19 protein-coding genes are annotated in these 17,922 nt (G+C 74.1%); 14 read left to right on the top strand and 5 right to left on the bottom strand.

Annotated features, from left to right (window positions below; all coding sequences use genetic code 11):
- Entirely contained in the window at nt 1-798 is a 798-nt protein-coding gene (locus AB0I21_RS12575; protein WP_360560638.1) for an alpha/beta hydrolase, read from the bottom strand.
- 87 nt (nt 799-885) lie between these two features.
- A complete protein-coding gene (locus AB0I21_RS12570) occupies nt 886-1,536 on the bottom strand; it encodes a DUF4097 family beta strand repeat-containing protein (RefSeq protein WP_360560636.1) in 651 nt (216 codons plus the stop codon).
- A 220-nt stretch (nt 1,537-1,756) separates the two neighbouring features.
- Here AB0I21_RS12570 and AB0I21_RS12565 point away from each other — a divergent pair, with 220 nt between their 5' ends.
- The 4 genes from AB0I21_RS12565 to ahcY all read left to right on the top strand — a co-directional run bounded on the left by AB0I21_RS12565 (nt 1,757) and on the right by ahcY (nt 8,455).
- On the top strand, nt 1,757-2,476 hold the full coding sequence (locus AB0I21_RS12565; protein WP_360560635.1) for a helix-turn-helix domain-containing protein: 720 nt from the start codon (nt 1,757-1,759) through the stop codon (nt 2,474-2,476).
- A gap of 47 nt (nt 2,477-2,523) precedes the next feature.
- Nucleotides 2,524-6,105 (top strand): SNF2-related protein, encoded by a 3,582-nt coding sequence (locus tag AB0I21_RS12560; RefSeq protein WP_360560633.1) that lies wholly within the window; start codon nt 2,524-2,526, stop codon nt 6,103-6,105.
- 46 nt (nt 6,106-6,151) lie between these two features.
- Nucleotides 6,152-6,868 carry a hypothetical protein gene (locus tag AB0I21_RS12555; protein ID WP_360560631.1) on the top strand — a complete coding sequence of 239 codons (717 nt, stop codon included), beginning with the start codon at nt 6,152-6,154 and terminating at the stop codon, nt 6,866-6,868.
- A 126-nt stretch (nt 6,869-6,994) separates the two neighbouring features.
- The gene (gene ahcY, locus AB0I21_RS12550; RefSeq protein ID WP_360560629.1) at nt 6,995-8,455 is read left to right on the top strand and encodes an adenosylhomocysteinase; all 1,461 of its coding nucleotides are present in this window, start codon (nt 6,995-6,997) and stop codon (nt 8,453-8,455) included.
- Here ahcY and AB0I21_RS12545 read toward each other — a convergent pair.
- Nucleotides 8,449-8,898: a hypothetical protein gene (locus tag AB0I21_RS12545; protein WP_360560628.1), complete on the bottom strand. Its 450-nt coding sequence runs from the start codon at nt 8,896-8,898 to the stop codon at nt 8,449-8,451. The two genes, ahcY and AB0I21_RS12545, sit on opposite strands and share 7 nt — an antisense overlap.
- A gap of 209 nt (nt 8,899-9,107) precedes the next feature.
- Between AB0I21_RS12545 and AB0I21_RS12540 the strand changes: the two genes are divergently transcribed.
- The 3 genes from AB0I21_RS12540 to AB0I21_RS12530 are packed head-to-tail and all read left to right on the top strand — an operon-like array spanning nt 9,108 to nt 10,557.
- Entirely contained in the window at nt 9,108-9,557 is a 450-nt protein-coding gene (locus AB0I21_RS12540) for a DUF4231 domain-containing protein (protein ID WP_360560626.1), read from the top strand.
- Nucleotides 9,554-10,021 carry a hypothetical protein gene (locus AB0I21_RS12535; RefSeq protein WP_360560624.1) on the top strand — a complete coding sequence of 156 codons (468 nt, stop codon included), beginning with the start codon at nt 9,554-9,556 and terminating at the stop codon, nt 10,019-10,021. Before AB0I21_RS12540 ends, AB0I21_RS12535 begins: the two co-directional genes overlap by 4 nt.
- On the top strand, nt 10,018-10,557 hold the full coding sequence (locus tag AB0I21_RS12530) for a hypothetical protein (RefSeq protein ID WP_360560622.1): 540 nt from the start codon (nt 10,018-10,020) through the stop codon (nt 10,555-10,557). The genes AB0I21_RS12535 and AB0I21_RS12530 overlap by 4 nt, the downstream gene beginning before the upstream one ends.
- 9 nt (nt 10,558-10,566) lie before the next feature.
- Here the strand turns inward: AB0I21_RS12530 and AB0I21_RS12525 are convergent, their stop codons facing one another.
- A complete protein-coding gene (locus AB0I21_RS12525; RefSeq protein ID WP_360560620.1) occupies nt 10,567-11,592 on the bottom strand; it encodes an NAD-dependent epimerase/dehydratase family protein in 1,026 nt (341 codons plus the stop codon).
- 113 nt (nt 11,593-11,705) lie between these two features.
- Here AB0I21_RS12525 and AB0I21_RS12520 point away from each other — a divergent pair, with 113 nt between their 5' ends.
- The 7 genes from AB0I21_RS12520 to AB0I21_RS12490 are packed head-to-tail and all read left to right on the top strand — an operon-like array spanning nt 11,706 to nt 17,245.
- Entirely contained in the window at nt 11,706-12,359 is a 654-nt protein-coding gene (locus AB0I21_RS12520; RefSeq protein ID WP_360560619.1) for a glycosyltransferase family 2 protein, read from the top strand.
- Entirely contained in the window at nt 12,356-12,994 is a 639-nt protein-coding gene (locus AB0I21_RS12515; protein ID WP_360560617.1) for a TIGR04282 family arsenosugar biosynthesis glycosyltransferase, read from the top strand. The genes AB0I21_RS12520 and AB0I21_RS12515 overlap by 4 nt, the downstream gene beginning before the upstream one ends.
- Complete coding sequence (locus AB0I21_RS12510; RefSeq protein WP_360560616.1) at nt 12,991-13,635, top strand: methyltransferase domain-containing protein; 645 nt, start codon at nt 12,991-12,993, stop codon at nt 13,633-13,635. Before AB0I21_RS12515 ends, AB0I21_RS12510 begins: the two co-directional genes overlap by 4 nt.
- Complete coding sequence (locus tag AB0I21_RS12505) at nt 13,611-14,720, top strand: molybdopterin-dependent oxidoreductase (protein ID WP_360560614.1); 1,110 nt, start codon at nt 13,611-13,613, stop codon at nt 14,718-14,720. Before AB0I21_RS12510 ends, AB0I21_RS12505 begins: the two co-directional genes overlap by 25 nt.
- Nucleotides 14,717-15,112 (top strand): hypothetical protein, encoded by a 396-nt coding sequence (locus AB0I21_RS12500; RefSeq protein ID WP_360560612.1) that lies wholly within the window; start codon nt 14,717-14,719, stop codon nt 15,110-15,112. Before AB0I21_RS12505 ends, AB0I21_RS12500 begins: the two co-directional genes overlap by 4 nt.
- Nucleotides 15,109-16,434 carry a glycosyltransferase 87 family protein gene (locus AB0I21_RS12495; protein WP_360560610.1) on the top strand — a complete coding sequence of 442 codons (1,326 nt, stop codon included), beginning with the start codon at nt 15,109-15,111 and terminating at the stop codon, nt 16,432-16,434. The genes AB0I21_RS12500 and AB0I21_RS12495 overlap by 4 nt, the downstream gene beginning before the upstream one ends.
- Nucleotides 16,364-17,245 carry an LLM class flavin-dependent oxidoreductase gene (locus tag AB0I21_RS12490; protein ID WP_360560608.1) on the top strand — a complete coding sequence of 294 codons (882 nt, stop codon included), beginning with the start codon at nt 16,364-16,366 and terminating at the stop codon, nt 17,243-17,245. Before AB0I21_RS12495 ends, AB0I21_RS12490 begins: the two co-directional genes overlap by 71 nt.
- Here the strand turns inward: AB0I21_RS12490 and AB0I21_RS12485 are convergent.
- Entirely contained in the window at nt 17,235-17,834 is a 600-nt protein-coding gene (locus AB0I21_RS12485; RefSeq protein ID WP_360560606.1) for a class I SAM-dependent methyltransferase, read from the bottom strand. The genes AB0I21_RS12490 and AB0I21_RS12485 overlap by 11 nt on opposite strands.
- Nucleotides 17,835-17,922 lie beyond the last annotated feature (88 nt).

Below are 17,922 nucleotides of genomic sequence, written 5' to 3'. Positions count from 1 at the left end.
CTAGAGGCCCGCGACGTCCCGCGCCGCGTCGGCGACGGCCCGGAAGTCCTTCTTCAGGATGGCGCCGTGGTTGCTGGGGACCTTCGCGCTGATGCGGATGTTCGGGTTCCGCTCGGTCACCGCGCCGAGGCCGGCGCGGATGCGCTCCTGCTCGTCGCCGCGGCTGCCGAGCGACGTGCCCGAGGCGACCACGTAGCGGGTCGGGACCGTGATGCGGTCCAGCACCGGGCCGAGCTCGCTCACGCGCGAGATCCTGCCGATCTCGATGTTGCTGTCGGCCTGCTGGTCGGCGGTCATCCGCGGGGCGAGACCGGTCGGGCGCAGCAGCGGCAGGAACCAGCCCATCCGCCGGAACATCTTGCGGATCCGCACCTCCATGGCCTCGTCCAGCCAGTCGTACGGCTGCGCGCCGTCGACCAGCACCGCGCCGATCGTCCGCAACGGGTTGCGGCTGGCCCAGTGCGCCCCGACGAACGCGCCGTAGGACCAGCCGACCAGCAGCGCCCGGTCGACGCCCCTGGCCGCGAGGACGGCGTCGACGTCGCGGACGGCGGCCTCGAACGAGTAGTCCTGCGAGCGTCGCGACTTGCCGCGGGCCCGCTCGTCGTAGGTGATGTGCCGCCACTGCGGGCCGTCGCCGAGCTCGGCGATGACCCGGCGCCAGTAGCCCTGGGTGGCGAACTGGCCGTTGAGGTACACCACCGGGATCCCGGGGCCGCCGGTGTCGGTGGCGGCGAGGGCGGTGTCGTCGACCGGGATCATGCCGGTCCAGGTCGCGCTGTTCACGGTGCCGTTCATGGCGTCTCCCTCGGGTGTGTGCGGGGCGTCTTCAGAGGCCGCGGGGCGTCCGCAGGCTGTGGGACGTCTTCAGGCTGCGGGGCGTCTTCAGAGGCTGCGGGCGTCGATGTCGCCCTGGGCGGTGGTCGCGTGGATGGTCAGCTCGGGGGTGCCGGCGTTCTTGAGCGCGTTGTGCACCCGGCCGCGCCCGGTGCCGGCGTCCAGCGAGGCGTCGACACCGGCGGCGGCCCGGACGGTCACGTCGCCCATCTGCGTGCGCAGGACGACCGCGCCGCGCACGGCCTCGGCGACGTTGATGTCGCCCCGCATGGTGCTGATCTCGGCCGGCCCGGTGAGCCGCCCGACCGTGACGTCGCCGTCGTGGGCGGACAGGCGCGCGCTCGCCGCCTCGTCGAGCTTCACCGCGCGGTACAGGCCTTCGGCGGCGACGTCGCCGAGCCGGCCGACGCCCCGGAACTCCGTGGCGGCCGCCTTCACCTCGACCCGCGAGCCGGCGGGGACCCGCACCGTCACCTCGACCGACCCGGCCGAGCTGCCGGCGGGGGCCTTGACCCGCAGCACACCGTCGCCGAACTCCACCTGGGTCTGCTCGGCCGACTGCACGTCGCGCCGCTTGCCCGCGTCGGCGGGAAGCACCTCGACGGTGGTGTCGGCCCGGTCGGCCGCGATGACCTGGATCCGGCCGGCGGGGACCTCCAGGACGGCGGTGACGGCGGCGGGGCTGTCGAACTGCTGCATGGCGTTCTCCTCATGTCGTTGTTCTTTCCGACACCAGAAACGCTACTTTGCGTTCGCACTTCGGGCAATGTATGCGTTGCGTCTGATTCGTGTTTCCGCAGCTCATTGCGCTGAATTCGTTGCATTGGCTGTACGGCTAACGCAATGCGCTGGACTCGTTGCGTTGCATTGGACTGTCGGCGAACGCTACGCTGGAGGTACCGGACGAAGGGAGACGGCGGTGCCGGGAGGCAGGCTCACACAGCAGGAGCGGCAGCAGATCGCCGGCGGGCTCGCCGACAGCCTCGCCTACGCGGAGATCGCCCGGCGCCTCGACCGCCCCACGTCGACCATCACCCGTGAGGTGATGCGCAACGGCGGCCCCACCGCGTATCGCGCCGACCTCGCCCACCGCGCCACCGAACGCCGCGCCCACCGCCGCCGACAGGCACCATCCGCTGGACCGCGGGCCCTCGCCCAGGGCAACGGACGCGACGACGGCGCGGTCCGCGAATACGAGGAGACCTTCACCACCCTGCTGATGCAGCAGGGCCTGCCGAAGATGGTGGCCCGGGTGCTGACCTGCCTCTTCATCGCCGACGCCGGCAGCCTCACCGCCGCGCAACTCGTCCAGCACCTGCAGATCAGCCCGGCGTCGGTGTCCAAGGCCGTCGCGTTCCTCGAGCAGCAGGGCCTCATCCGCCGCGAACGCGACGACCGCCGCCGCGAGCGCTACTTCGTCGACGACGACGTCTGGTACCAGTCGACGATCGCCAGCGCCCGCGGCATCGGCCAGGTGGCCGCCACCGCCCGCCAGGGCGTCGTCGTCCTCGGCCAGGGCAGCCCCGCCGCCGTCCGCCTCGAAAACATCGCCCGCTTCAGCGACTTCATCAGCGAGAGCATCCTGCGCGCCGCCGAACAGGTCCGCGAGATCCTCCACACGAAGCCCGACACGCACTGACGCCGCGCCGTTCGGGCCGCGGCGGGCGCCCGGAGTAGGGTCTCGGAGTGAACGTCGTGCACGGGGTCATCACCGGCGGGGGCCGGCTCGCATACTGGGCCGAGACCACCCCAGGCCCGGCCTCAGGCCTGCGCCGCCGCCCCAGTCGGGCGGTCCCGCACCCGTTCGCGGTCCTCCCCCCGCTCCCCGGCGACGTCGCCACCGCCGACCTGGCCCTGCCGACCACCGGCGCCCGCCCGCTGCCCTCCCCCACCCTCACCCCACCGGCCGCCACCGACCGCGACCCGGACACCACCGGCACGATGCTGTGGACCGTCCCGATCGTGTACGCCCCACCCGGCACCGACCTCGAAGCCGCCCTCACCGCCGACGACGCCCCCGACTCCGCCATCGTGGCGGCCCCGTCGATCGGCGCGCTGACGGACCTGGTCACGTTCGCCGCCGACCTGGTGCACCGGGGCCGCGTCCTCCCCGACCTCCTCGACCACCCGATCGAGGCCCGCTGGCGCCCCGTCCTGTGGGCCGACGACGCCATCACGTTCGAGTCCCTGTGCCGCTCCCTGCCGGGCGCCGCCTTCGCCGCCGCCGACTGGACCCCCGACGAGGCCGCCCGCGCCGCGCTCAACCACCAGGTCGACGCCCTCGTCCGCGCCGCCCTCACCGACCGCCCCATCGTCACCGACGCCGCGGTCCGCCAGGACGGCACCGTCCGCGCCTGGCTGGCCGCCCTCACCTCCCCCGACCCCACCCTCCGCGAACGCCCAACCCCGCACAGCAGCCCCGCACCGACCGGCGCCGGCACCCCCACCGTCCGCGAACACCAAACCCCGAACAGCGGTCCCAGCCCGACCAGCGACGGCGCACCGAGTGTCAACAGCGCACCGAACAACAGTCGCGCACCGGACAGCAGCGACGCGCTGAATGCCGCCAGCGTGCTGAACACCAGCAGCGCGCTGGGCAGCGGCGGCGCACTGGACGCCGACCGCACGCCGAACGGCGGTGGGCTGAGCAACGGCAGCACCGCAAGCAGCGGCGGGCTGAGCGACAGCGGTGTGCCGAGCAGCAGCGGGCTGAGCGACAGCGGTGTGCCGAGCAGCAGCGGACCGAGCAGCAGCGGCGGGCTGAGCGACAGCGAGCCGAACAGCAGCGGCGGGCTGAGCGACAGCGGCATGCCGAGCAGCAGCGAACCGAGCAACGGCCGTGGGTTGAGCGGCGGCAGCGCGGCAAGCAGCGGCGAGCCGAACAGCAGCGGCGGGCTGAGCGGCGGCGGGGCGGGTGGCTTGGTGGGGCGGGCCGTGCGGGAGAGCACGGATGTGCGGCGGGTGCGGGACGAGATCCGGCGGTGGGCGGAGAGTGGGCGGCCGGCGGCGGTGCGGTTGTGCTTCAGGTTGACGTTTGTCGAGGAGTTCGACGAGGACGAGGAGGACGACGCCGTCGGGGCGGCGGCCGGTGAGGCGGGGGTGCGGGTCGACGGCGGGCGGGACGTGTCGGGGTGGCTGGTGGAGTTCATGTTGCAGCCGGTCGCGGAGCCCGGGCTGCTCGTGCCGGCCAAGGACGTCTGGCGCAGCGGGGCGTCGCCGCTCTTCCGGTGGGTCGACTATCCGCAGGACGTGCTGCTGGCGGACCTCGGCAGGGCGAGCCGGCTCTGGCCCGAGCTCGACGAGGCGCTGCACCAGGCGCGCCCCGAGCAGCTGCGGCTGGACACGATCGGCGCCTACGGCTTCCTGCGGCACGCGGGGATCCTGCACGACGCGGGATTCGGGGTGCTGCTGCCGGCGCAGTGGCAGCGGCGGCAGGACCTGGGGCTGACGCTGACGACGCACTCGGCGCAGCCCGCGGCCCCGGTGCTGCGTGACACGACGGCGAACCGGGCCGCGATCGTGCGCTACCGGTGGGGGCTCGCGATCGGTGACGAATTCCTCAGCGAGGCGGACCTGCGGGCGCTGGCGCGGGCGAAGGTGCCGCTGGTGCGGCTGCGGGGCCGCTGGGTGCACCTCGACCGGGAGAAGCTCCGCGCCGGCCTCGCCTTCCTCGCCCGGGGCGGGCAGGGGCACATGTCGGCCGGTGAGGCGATGCGGCTCGTCAGACTCATCCCCGAGGGCGACCTGCCCCTGCCGGTCACCGGCGTCGACGGCACGGGATGGCTCGCGGACCTGCTGACGGGCCGGGCCGTCGAGCGCCTGGAGCTGCTGGAGCCGCCCGCGTCCCTCGCCACGACGCTGCGTCCCTACCAGCGCAAGGGCCTGTCGTGGCTGGCATTCCTCGACGGGCTCGGCGTCGGGGCGCTGCTCGCCGACGACATGGGCCTCGGCAAGACCGTGCAGGTCCTGGCGCTGGAGGCGCTGCTGCGCGAGCGCGGCGCCCGGCCGCCGACGCTGATCGTGTGCCCGCTGTCGGTGCTCGGCAACTGGCGGCGCGAGATCGGGCGCTTCACGCCCGGCCTGCGGGTCGCCGTCCACCACGGCACGGAACGGGCGGCGGACGAGCTCGACGCCGACCTGGTCCTCACCACCTACCAGGTCGCGACCCGGGACGTGGACCGGCTGGCGGCGCGGGACTGGGACCGGATCGTGCTCGACGAGGCGCAGCACGTGAAGAACAGCACCAGCGCCGCGGCGCGGGCGGTGCGGCGGATCCCGGCGCGGCACCGGGTCGCGCTGACCGGCACCCCGGTGGAGAACCGGCTGACGGAGCTGTGGTCGATCGCGGACTTCCTGAACCCGGGCATCCTCGGGCCGGCGAGCATCTTCCGGGCCCGCTACTCGGTGCCGGTCGAGCGCTACGCCGACGCCGACGCGGCCGCCCGCCTGCGCCGGGTCACGCGCCCCTTCCTGCTGCGCCGGGTGAAGACCGACCGGGCGGTCATCGCGGACCTGCCGGACAAGCTCGAACGCCGCCAGTGGTGCAACCTGACCCTCGAACAGGCGACGCTCTACAAGGCGGTCGTCAACGAGCTCTTCGTGAAGCTGCGCGAGGGGCGGTCCGGTGAGCGGCGCAAGGGCCTGGTGCTGTCGGCGATGACGAAGCTCAAGCAGGTGTGCAACCATCCGGCGCACCTGATGGACGACGGCACGCCGCTGGCGGGACGGTCGGGGAAGCTGGCGCGCCTCGAGGAGATCCTCGCCACGGCCCTCGACGCCGGGGACCGGGCGCTGGTCTTCACACAGTTCGCCAAGTTCGGCCACCTGCTGGCGCCCTACCTGGCGGGGCGGCTCGGGACCGGTGTCGAGTTCCTGCACGGGGGCACCGCGAAGGGCGCCCGGGACGCGATGGTGGAGCGCTTCCAGACCGGGACGGGGCCGGGGGTGCTGCTGCTGTCGCTGAAGGCGGGCGGGACCGGGCTCAACCTCACCGCCGCCAACCATGTCGTGCACGTCGACAGGTGGTGGAACCCGGCGACCGAGCAGCAGGCCACGGACCGCGCCTTCCGCATCGGGCAGCGCCGCGACGTGCAGGTGCACACCTTCGTCTGCGTCGGCACCGTCGAGGAGCGGGTCGACACCATCATGGCGGAGAAGCGGACCCTCGCCGGGGTCGCCGTCGGCAGCGGCGAGGGCTGGCTCACGGGCCTGTCCACCGACGACCTCCTGGACCTGATGACCCTGCGCCCGGAGGCGACGGATGAGTGAGACGAGGTGGTCCCACCAGTTCATCGCCATGCTCGAATCCTTGCGCATGGGTACGACATTTTCCGTCGGCCGCCGCTATGCCCGCGCCGGCAACGTCCGGTCGCTCACCATCTCCAGCAGCATCGTGACGGCGCTGATCCTCGACGAGGACGGTGAGACGTACCGGTCGCGCATCGCCGCGAAGGCGTTCTCCGCCGCCGACTGGGCCCGCATCGAGCGGGCGCTGTCCAAGGAGGCGCGGTACGCGGCGAAACTGCTCGCCGGGCACCTGCCGGAGGACCTGGACCAGCTGCTGCAGAGCTATGGGCTGTCCCTGTTCCCGCAGAGCCTCGCCGAGCTGGTCATGGACTGCGACTGCCCCGGCTGGCAGAAGCCGTGCCGGCACCTGACGGCCGCCTGCTACGTGCTCGCGGAGGAGTTCGACAACGACCCGTTCACCATCCTGGCCTGGCGCGGCAAGGGCCGCGACGAGCTGCTCGAGGAGCTGCGCAGCCACCGCGTGTCCGACACCAGGCACGTGGCGCCCACAGACCCGGAGCCCCGGACGGCCAAGAGCTTCTGGACCGCCGGCCCCAGGGTCACCACAAGAAACGAACCCCTGCCCGGCGCGATTGCGCGACCCGACGCCCTCCTCGACCAGCTCGACCAGCTGAAACTCACCGTCGGCCGGTTCGAGGTGACCGACCTGCTCCGTGACGTCTACCGCACACTCGGTTGCGGGGAAAACGACGGAGGCGGTACCGTCGGAACCAATCGCGGCTGAGCACAAGGCGACGCCGCGGTCACGGCCGAGAGGCGCTGCGACGGACCCGCACGGGTTCGCCACGCTCGGCCGTTGACTACCCTTGACCCAAGGGCGCCTCCTGTCACCGGGAGGTGACCTTAGGCTATGCACAAGTATCTGCAGACGCGCAACGGGATCGAGTTCGCCGTTGCCGATCTCTCTCTCGCCGCCGCCGGCCGGACCCAGATCCGCCTCGCCGAGCACGAGATGCCGGGCCTGATGGCGACGCGCCGCGAGTTCGCCGACGCGCAGCCGTTGCGCGGCGCGCGGATCGCGGGCTCCCTGCACATGACCGTGCAGACGGCGGTGCTGATCGAGACCCTCGTCGCGCTCGGCGCCGAGGTCCGCTGGGTGTCCTGCAACATCTTCTCCACGCAGGACGAGGCGGCCGCCGCGGTCGTCGTCGGCCCGCACGGCACGCCGGAGGAGCCCAAGGGCACGCCGGTGTTCGCGTGGAAGGGCGAGACGCTCGCCGAGTACTGGTGGTGCACCGACCAGCTGTTCGACTTCGGCGACGGCCTCGGCCCGAACATGATCGTCGACGACGGCGGCGACGCCACGCTGCTGGTGCACAAGGGCGTCGAGTTCGAGGCCGCGGGCCGGGTGCCGCAGCCGACGTCCGCCGATTCGGAGGAGTTCGCGCTGGTACTCGGTACCCTCGCCGACAGCCTCGCGAAGGACAACCGGCGCTTCACGAAGCTGGCCGCCGGCATCCGCGGCGTCACCGAGGAGACCACCAACGGCGTCAAGCGGCTCTACAAGCTCGCCGAGAGCGGTGAGCTGCTGTTCCCCGCGATCAACGTCAACGACTCGGTCACCAAGTCGAAGTTCGACAACACGTACGGCATCCGCCACTCGCTGCTGGACGGCATCAACCGTGCCACGGACGTGATGCTGGCCGGCAAGCTCGCCGTCGTCTGCGGCTACGGCGACGTCGGCAAGGGCGCCGCCGAGGCGCTGCGCGGTATGGGGGCCCGGGTCGTCGTCACCGAGATCGACCCGATCTGCGCGCTGCAGGCCGCCATGCACGGGCTGCCCGTGGTCCGCCTCGAGGACGTCGTCGCGACCGCGGACCTGTTCATCACCACCACCGGCAACAAGGACATCATCATGGCCGCCGACCTGGCCGCCATGAAGCACAACGCGATCGTCGGCAACGTCGGGCACTTCGACAACGAGATCGACATGGCCGGGCTGGCGAAGGTCCCGGGCATCGTGAAGAACGAGATCAAGCCGCAGGTGCACGAGTGGACGTTCCCCGACGGGCACGCGATCATCGTGCTGTCCGAGGGCCGGCTGCTCAACCTGGGCAACGCCACCGGTCACCCGAGCTTCGTCATGTCCAACAGCTTCACCAACCAGACGATCGCGCAGATCGAGCTGTTCACGAAGCCGGACGCGTACGAGCGCCAGGTGTACCGCCTGCCGAAGCACCTCGACGAGAAGGTCGCCGCGCTGCACCTCGAGGCGCTCGGCGTCCGGCTGACCGAGCTGACCAAGGAGCAGGCCGAGTACATCGGCGTCGACGTGGCAGGCCCGTACAAGCCGGAGCACTACCGCTACTGAGGGGCTGACTCAGCTTCCTCAGCGGTTGCCTCGGCCTCCTCGCAGTACCGCTTGAAGCCCTTCAGATCCATGCGCAGCCGGGCGTGCAACTCCGCGTCCGGCTGCGCGCCGTGCGGGTGCACCAGTCGCTCGTCCAGCTGCGCGACCGCCACCACGTTGGTGGCGTCGTCGCCGAGCGGCTCCAGCCAGTACGCCTCGACGAGCTGCGCGCTGTCCCACCGCACGTACCGCCCCGGCTCGGTGTCGCCGAGCACCGCGTCGATCTCGACCCGCCGCCCGCCGATGTCGAGCGCCAGGTGCGCGGCCTCGTCGCCGGCCTGGCTCACGGCGAGGACCCCGGACATGAACCGCGGATGTTCGCTGAGATGCACCAGGTGCTCGTAGGCACGCATCGCCGGCACGCCGATCCGCATCTCTTCCTGGGTGACGATCACCTGTCTCACCCCCTCGAGTCAACGGTACGCCGCAACGGTGCAGCGCCCGGTTTCCCGCAGCACCTGAGCGGGTCGGCGGTTCGGGTCGGGTATGCGGACGATGTGACCGTTGTCAACGGTTGCGGCGCTTTCGTAGATTCAATGCCGACGATGTCGATATTGACGGAGGCGGCGTGCGCGACCTATTCCGGCGGTTTCCGCGACGCGGATCGCGGCTCGTGTCCGATCCGATCATGCCACCGGCGGCGAAGGCCGGTTACCCGGCGCTCGCCGAGGACTTCGAGGCGCTGCGCCCGGTCGAGGAGCGGTTCGAGCGCTACGACCTCGAGGCGCTGCGCGGCCAGCACAGCTACCGGCTGCAGGGCATCGTCGTGCTGCTCGGCTCCGCCCTGCTGACCGGGCTCGGCGGGCTGCAGGCGGTCCTGTCGGACCAGCGCTGGCCGTCGGCGGTGCTGGCGGTGCTGGCGGTCGCGCTGGCGGGGTTGTCGCAGTTCGTCGTGGACGACCACGCGCTCGCCGACTACCGGCTCGCGCGGGTCAAGGCGGAGCGCCTGCGGGCGCTGTACTTCATCTATCTCGCCCGCGTCGAGCCATACACGGGCGACAATCGGGCGCGCCTGCTGGTCCGCGCGGTCGACGCGATCGACGAGGGTGAGGAGCTGACGTGACCGACCGCGAGTCGCAGTTCCGCGACCTGTACGAGCAGCACCGCGTACAGCAGCAGCAACGGTTTCTGGAGCGGCGGCGCGACGAGTTCCGCAACGCCTACAAGCAGGGCGTCCGGCTCCGCAACGGGCTGCTGGTGCTGTCGGGTGTGGTCGGCGCGACCGCGCAGGTGTTCAGCGGGCCGGGCTCGGCGACGGCCCGCGGCGTGTGCGGCCTGGTCGCGGCGCTGATCGCGGCGCTCGCCGGTGCCGTCGCCGGGTACAGCTCGCTGATGGGGTTCTCCAGCCTGCGGCGATCCTATGACGACGCGTTGAAGGGGGTACGCTCGGCCGGTCATTCCTGGCGGGACGCGCCGGACGACCGCGCCGCGCTGCTGCGGGTCGAGGAGGTCCTGCGGACCGAGAACGGACACTGGGGGCAGCTGGTGGTCAGGCAGTCCGACGGCACGCCCAGCGTCGAGCGGTGATGCCCGTCGTGCTGGCCAGCGGCCATCTCGTCGACGCGCCCGGCCGGCCGGCACCACGGTTTCCGCAGCGGGTCGCCGGCGAGGTCGCGAGGCTGGTGGCGGAGACGTTCGACGAGTGGCGGGTCGGGCCCGGGTCGGTGCTCGTGTGCGGCGGTGCCCGCGGCGCCGACCTGATCGCCGCGGAGGCCGCGCTGTCCCGGGGCGCGGCCGTGACGCTCTGCCTGGCGATGCCGGTCGCGGAGTTCGAGCTGTCGTCGGTGGCGCTGCCGGGCACCGACTGGAGCGCCCGCTTCGAGCGCGTGCTGCGCGGCAGCGAGGTCCGGGTGCTGCACAGTACCGGCGACGCCGACGTCTTCAGTCAGACGAACCAGTGGATGGTCGAGCTGGTCAAGGGCCTCGACGACCGCCCGCGGGCGCTGCTGGTCTGGGACGGCCGCAACGGCGACGGGCCCGGCGGCACCGCCGACATGGTGGCCCGCCTCGGCTACGACGTGACCGACCCGCACGTCCGGGTCATCGACCCGACCGCCCTCTGACGGCCCCCGTCAGAGGGCGCGCAGCGGCGCGGTGGCGAAGTCGCGCAGGCCTTCGGTGAGGTCGACGGCGGCGGTGAAGCCCAGCTCGGCGTGGGCGCGGCCGGGGGCGGCGACCACGTGGCGGACGTCGCCGGCGCGGTGCTCGCCCGTGATCACCGGTGCCGGGCCGTCCATCGCGGCGGCGAGGGTCGCGGCCATCGCGCCGACGGTGGTCGGCCGGCCCGAGGCGATGTTGTACGCCCGGAACCCGTCGACCGCCGCGTCGAGCGCCAGCACGTTGGCGGCGGCGACGTCGGTGACGTGGACGAAGTCGCGGCGCTGCGCGCCGTCCTCGAAGACGCGCGGTGCCCGACCGGCGGCGAGCGCGGAGCGGAAGATGGCGGCGACGCCGCTGTAGGGCGTGTCGCGGGGCATGCCGGGCCCGTACACGTTGTGGTACCGCAACGCCACCACCGTCCCCGCGCCGGCGAGCGCCCACGCCTGCGCGAGGTGCTCCTGGGCGACCTTGGTCGCGGCGTACACGCTGCGCGGCCGCGGCGGCGCGTCCTCGCCGACGTCGCGGGGCTCCAGCGGCGTGCCGCAGGACGGGCAGCCCGGCTCGAACCGTCCGGCGTCGAGATCCGCGGCGGCGCGCGGCGCCGGCGACGTCGTGCCGTGGGACGGGCACGCGTAGCCGCCCTCGCCGTAGACGACCATCGAGCTGGCCAGGACGAGCCGCCGCACGCCGGCGCGGGCCATCTCCGCGAGCAGCACGGCGGTGCCGAGGTCGTTGCAGCCGACGTACTCCGGCAGGTCGGCCAGGTCGACACCCATGCCGACCATCGCCGCCTGGTGCACGACGGCGTCGACCCCGTCCAGCAGCGCCGCGACCGCGGCCCGGTCGCGCACGTCGACACGGTCGGCGTCCGGCGGGGGCGAGCGGTGCGCGGCCGGGTGGAGCAGGTCGAGCACGCCGACGTCGTGGCCCGCGGCGCGCAGCGCGGTGACGACGTGACCGCCGATGAACCCGGCGCCGCCGGTGACGAGGATCCGCATGCCGTCGACCGTAGGTGGCGGCGACGGCGGTCGACGGCCGCGTTCGCGGTTCGTAATGGTTGGTTCGTTCCTCGTAAGATCTTCGCCCCGGGTTCCTCGGTAGCGTCCGATCCGTGCCAGATGTCGTATTGCCTTGTCTGAATGAGGCCGCCGCGCTGCCGTGGGTGCTGTCCCGGCTGCCGGACGGCTACCGGGCGGTCGTCGCCGACAACGGGTCCACCGACGGGTCGGCGGCGATCGCCGAGGCGCACGGCGCGGTCGTCGTCCACGCCGCGCCGCGCGGGTTCGGCGCCGCCGCCCACGCGGGCCTCGAAGCGGCGACCGCCGACGTCGTGTGCTTCATGGACGCCGACGGCTCGTTCGACCCACGGCAGCTGCCCCGTGTCGCCGAACCGGTCCTGCGGGGGCGCCTCGACCTGTCGCTCGGCCGCCGCCGCCCGACCGCCGCCGGTGCCTGGCCGCTGCACGGCAGGGCCGGCAACGCCGTCGTGGCGTGGCGCCTGCGCCGCACCACCGGGATCCCCGTGCACGACCTCGGCCCCATGCGCGCCGCCCGCCGCGAGGCGCTGCTCGGGCTGGGGCTGCGCGACCGCAGGTTCGGCTATCCCCTGGAGATGATGGTCCGCGCCGCGGCGGCCGGGTGGCGCATCGCCGAGGTCGACGTCGACTACGCGCCCCGCATCGCCGGCGGCCGGTCGAAGGTCACCGGGTCGGTCCGCGGCACCGCCCGCGCCGTGCGCGACATGTCGAAGGTGCTGGCGCGATGAGGGTCCAGCTGCTGCTGCTGGCGAAGACGCCGGTGCCGGGACGGGTGAAGACCCGCCTCTGTCCCCCGTGCACGCCGGCGGAGGCCGCCGGGATCGCCGCGGCCATGCTCGCCGACACCGTCGACGTCCTCACCGCCGCGCCCGCCGCCCGCCGGACCCTGGTCGTCGACGGCGACCTGCCGGCCCCGCCCGGCTGGCACCGCCACCCGCAGCGCGGCGACGGCCTCGGCGAGCGGCTCGCCGCCGCGTACGCCGACACCGCGCTCCCCGGCGTCGCCACCCTCCTCGTCGGCATGGACACCCCGCAGCTGCGCGTCGGCCACGTCGTCGCGGCCTGCGCGGCGCTCGCCACCACCGCAGCGGTCCTCGGGCCGGCGGAGGACGGCGGCTGGTGGGCGCTCGGCCTGCGGGACCCGTCCACCGCCAGGGTGCTCGCGGGCGTCCCCATGTCCACATCGGACACCGGTGCCGCCACCCGCGCGGCGCTGCGCGGCCTGGGTGTCGGCGTGGCGACCCTGCCGACCCTGCGTGACGTCGACACCGCCGAGGACGCCCGGGCCGTCGCCGCCGGCTGCGAACCGGGCCGGTTCACGACGGCGGTCGCGGCGTCGGTGCCGGCGGGAGCCCCGGCATGAGCGCGCCGGTCGCCCTCTACGGTGCCGCGCTGCGCCGCGCCGCCCGCGGCGAGCCCGCCGCGATGGACCTGGTCGACGCCGACGGTGCCCTGGTCCGCCCGCTCGACGCCGGATCGTGGTCCGGCGCGCCGCGGGCCGGCGACGCGCAGCTCGTCGAGCGGTGCACGGACGGCACCCTCGACCTCGGCTGCGGCGCGGGCCGGCTCACGGAGGCCGTCGCCGCGGCCGGCCGCCGCGTCCTCGGCGTCGACGTCAGCCCGCAGGCCGTCCGGTACGCGCGCCGCCGCGGCGCGTCTGTCATCCGTGGCGACCTGTTCGCCCCGCTGCCCCGTGAGGGCGACTGGACCTGTGCGCTGCTCGCCGACGGCAACATCGGCATCGGCGGTGACCCGGCCCGGCTGCTGCGCCGCTGCCGGAGCCTCATCGGCGGTGACGGCAGCGTCCTCGTCGAGGTCGACCCGCCGGGCGGGCGGACCTGGAGCGGCCGGGTCGCGCTCACCGACGCGGACCGGACCAGCACCGCGTTCGCGTGGGCGTTCGTCAGCGTCGACGACATCGCCGCCGTCGCACGCGACGCCGCGCTCCGGCTCGCCGGGACCTGGACGGAGGCCGGCCGATGGTTCGCCCACCTGACGCCCTGACGCGCCTGGCGCGGCGGCCCACGGATCCGCGCCTGACCGCGCACCTGGGCCTGTGGCTCGCCGGGGCGTTCACCGTGTGCCTCGCGACCGGGCTGATCAGCCACGCGATCCAGCACCCGCCCGGGTGGTGGCGCTGGCCGTCGCGCCCGGTCAACCTGTACCGGCTGACCCAGGGGCTGCACGTCGCCACCGGCCTCGCGTGCTTCCCGCTGCTCACCGCGAAGGTCTGGTCCGTCTACCCGAAGCTGTTCACGTGGCCGCCGGTGCGCGGTGTGGCGCACGCCCTGGAGCGCGGCACCGTCGCGCTACTGTCCGCCGCCGCGCTGTTCGAGCTCGTCACCGGCCTGCTCAACATCGCCTACTGGTACTCGCTGATGCCGTTCGGGTTCGTCGGCGCGCACTACTGGACCGCGTGGCTGCTCGCCGGCGCGGTGCTGCTGCACGTCGCGGCGAAACTGCCGGTCCTCCGCACGCCGGCTCCGTCGCCGTCCGCCCGGCGGTCGCGCCGCGCGGTCCTCGGACTCGTCGGGGCGGCGGCGGGGGTCATCACCGTCGCCACCGCCGGGCAGACGGTCCGCCCGCTGCGGCGGCTGTCGCTGCTGGCGCCGCGGCTGCCCGGTGTCGGCCCGCAGGGTGTACCGGTGAACAAGACCGCGGCCGCCGCCGGCGTGACCGCGGTGGACGGTACCTACCGGCTCGTGGTGACCGGTCCCGGCGGCCGGCACGCGCTGAGCCTCGCCGACCTGGAGGCGATGCCGCAGCACACGGTGTCGCTGCCGATCGCCTGCGTCGAGGGCTGGAGCGCCGACGCCGAATGGACCGGCGTCCGGGTCGCCGACCTGCTCCGCCTCGTCGGCGCCGCGGGCCTCGCGGTGACCGTCGAGTCGCTGCAGCGCGACGGCGGCTACCGCACGTCCACAGTGGACGCCCGGTTGGCGCAGGACCCGTTGACGCTGCTGGCGTTGCGGCTGCACGGCGAGCCGCTGCACCCCGACCACGGCTACCCGTGCCGGCTCATCGCACCGGACCGGCCGGGCGTGCTGCAGACGAAGTGGGTCGGCGCGCTGACCGTGGTGTCGCCGTGAGGGCGCTGCTGGTGGTCCTCGGGCTCGCCGCCGCCGGCTACGGCGCCTACGGCCTGCTCACCGACGGCGGCGCGAACCCGCTCGGGCAGCTGGTGTTCGCCGCGGTGCTGCTCGCCGGCCACGACTTCCTCGTCGTCCCCGCCGTCGTCCTCGCCGGCGTCGCGCTCACCCGGTGGGTGCCGCGACCGGCCCGCGGCCCGGTGCGGGCGGCGCTCGTCGTCAGCGCCGCGGTGACCGTCGTCGCGCTGCCGTTCGTCATCGGCGCGGGCCGCGTCCCCGGCAACCCGTCCGCGTTCCCGCAGTCCTACGGCCGGGGGCTCGCGCTGGTCCTCGCCGTCGTGTGGGCGGTCGCGGGCGCGTGGACCGTCGCGAACCTGCGGAGGCGGCGATGACCGCGCGGCGGGTCGCGGCGGCCGCGTGCCTGGCCGCGATGCTGGCGGCGCTGCTGATGCTGCCGGGCCGCTGGTACCTGCTGATGTGGCTGCCGTTCGCCGTCGGCGCGTGGCTGGTGTGCCGCCTCGACCGCCGCACCGCCCTGGTCCTCGTGCTCGCCGGTGGCGCCGCGCTGCCGCTCGCCGCCGGGCTGGAGCCGCCGAACAGCAGCGACGACATGTACCGCTACGTGTGGGACGGCCGGGTCCAGCGCGCCGGGATCGACCCCTACCGGTTCCCGCCGTCCGCGCCGGAGCTCACTCGCCTTCGCGACGACTTCCTGTGGCCGGAGCACTCGAACTGGTGTGTGCCGAGCGGCTGCACGCTCATCAACCGGCCGGACGTACCGACGATCTATCCGCCGGTCGCGGAGGCGCTGTTCGCGGTGGTGCCCGACGGCGCGCGGACCCGCCCGATGCAGCTGACCATGTCGGCGTTCGCGCTCGGCACGGCGATGCTGCTCTGGTACGCCCTGCGCCGCCTCGGCCGCGACCCCCGGCGCGCGGTGCTGTGGGCGTGGTGCCCGCTCGTCGCGCTGGAGGCGGGCAACAACGCGCACGTCGACGTCGCCGCGGTCGCGCTCGCCGCCGCCGCCCTGTTCGTCCTGGCCCGGGCCGGCACCCGGCGGGCGGCGGCCCTCGGCGGGCTGCTGCTCGGGCTGGCGGTGGCCACGAAGCTCACCCCGGCGCTGCTCGGCCCCGCGGTCCTGCGGCGGCGGCCGGTCACCGTCGCGCTCGCCGCGGCCGGCGCGGTCGCCGCCGTGTACCTGCCGCACGTCGTCGCGGCCGGGCCCGCGGTCCTCGGCTACCTGCCCGGCTACCTGCACGAGGAGGGCTACGCGAGCGGCACCCGCTTCGCGCTGCTGGCCCTGCTGCTGCCCGGCCCCGCCGTCGCGCCCGCGGCCGTGCTGCTGCTCGCCGCGGCCGCCGTGCACGTGGCGCGGACCACCGACCCGGACCGGCCGTGGCGGGGCGCCGCCGTCATGGTCGCGGCGGCGCTGCTCGTGACCGCGCCGACCTACCCGTGGTACGCGATGCTGCTGGTCATGCTCGTCGCCTACGGCGCGCCCGCCGAATGGCTCACCCTCGCCGTCGCGGGCACCTTCGCGCAGCTCGCCACGGACCTGGGCCTGGTGCAGACGACGGTGCAGCGGGTCGCGTACGGCGCCGCGCTGGTCGTGGTCGTCGCCGGGGCCCGCATAAGATCGCGGCATGCGACTCGGCGTGCTGCTGCTCCCGACCGACCCGTGGCCGCGCTCGGTCGCCAGGGCCCGCCACCTTGAGGCGCTCGGCTACGCGCACCTGTGGACCTACGACCACCTGTCGTGGCGCCGGTACCGCGACGAGCCGTGGCACGCGGCGATCCCCTGGCTGACCGGGCTCGCCGGGGTGACGAGCCGGGTGCGGCTCGGCACGATGGTCACGTCGCCGACGTTCCGGCACCCGGTGCTGCTGGCGAAGGAAGCCCTGACGCTCGACCACGTCAGCGACGGCCGGCTCACCCTCGGCGTCGGCGCGGGCGGCACCGGCTTCGACGCCACCGTCCTCGGCGACCCGGTGCTCAGCCCCCGGCAGCGGGCGGACCGGCTCACCGAGTTCGTCGACGTGCTCGACGGGCTGTTGCGCTCGCAGGTGTACTCGCACCGGGGCGAGCACTACACCGTCGACGACGCCCGGATGGTCCCCGGCTGTGTCCAGCGGCCCCGGTTGCCCATCGCCCTCGCGGCGGCGGGCCCTCGCACGCTCTCGCTCACCGCCCGGCACGCCGACGCGTGGATCACCTTCGGCGAGCCCGACGCCGCCGACCAGTCCCCGGCCGCGATCGAGGCCGCGGTCCGCCGCCAGGCCGCGATCCTCGACGACCGCTGCGCCGCCCTCGGCCGCGACCCGGCGGCGCTGGACCGCATCTACCTCGTCGGCAACACCGCGGAGCGGCCCCTGGCGAGCGTCGCCGCGTTCGAGGACTTCGTCGGCCGGTACGAGGCGCTCGGCTTCACCGACGTGGTGTTCCACGACCCGCGCCCCGGCGACCCGGTGTGGACGGAGGACCCGGAGATCGCCGACGCGATCGCCGAGCGGCTCATCAAGCGGTGACGGCCGCGATGGCGGCGTGCGCGCGGTGGGTGCCGTCGGCGGGCCGCCGCCACCGTTCGACCTCGGCGAAGCCGGCCTGCGCCAGGAGGTCGGAGAACTCGTCGACGGGCCACCGGTAGGCCGTCACGACCTTGTGGTCGAACGCCTCGACCGCGTCGCCGTCGAAGAACCCGACGACCAGCGCCCCGCCCGGGGCCATGGCCCGCCGCAGCTCGGCGAGGACGCCGCCGACCTCCTGCGGTGTCCGGTGGATCAGCGAGTACCAGGACAGGATCCCGGCCACGGACCCGTCGGCGACGGGCAGGTGGTCCATCGACCCGAGGAGGTACCTGCCACCCGGGAACGCCGCCCCGGCGTGGGCGATGAACTCGGGCACCAGGTCGATCCCGGTCGCGTCGACGCCGAGCGAGCGCAGGTGGTCCGTCATGTGCCCCGGCCCGCAGCCCACGTCGAGCACCGTGCCGGCCCGCGTCAGGTGCCGCTCGATGAACGCGAGGTCGTCGGCGTGCGACTGCTCCCGCGTCCCGAACAGCTCGATGTAGAGGTCCGACACCGCCCCGTACGCCACCCGCACCCGTCCCAGATCCACCGCGTCACCCTAACGTCGAGAAATGCCCGGCCGGCGGTGGCCATATCGGGGGTCCCGGTGCGTTCTCCTACCGTCCGGAACGGGTCAG

This window comes from Dactylosporangium sp. NPDC050588, from assembly GCF_040654975.1.
Classification (GTDB): domain Bacteria; phylum Actinomycetota; class Actinomycetes; order Mycobacteriales; family Micromonosporaceae; genus Dactylosporangium; species Dactylosporangium maewongense.
Note: the sequence above shows the minus strand (reverse complement) of the source record. Positions and strands in the feature narration are given on the sequence as shown.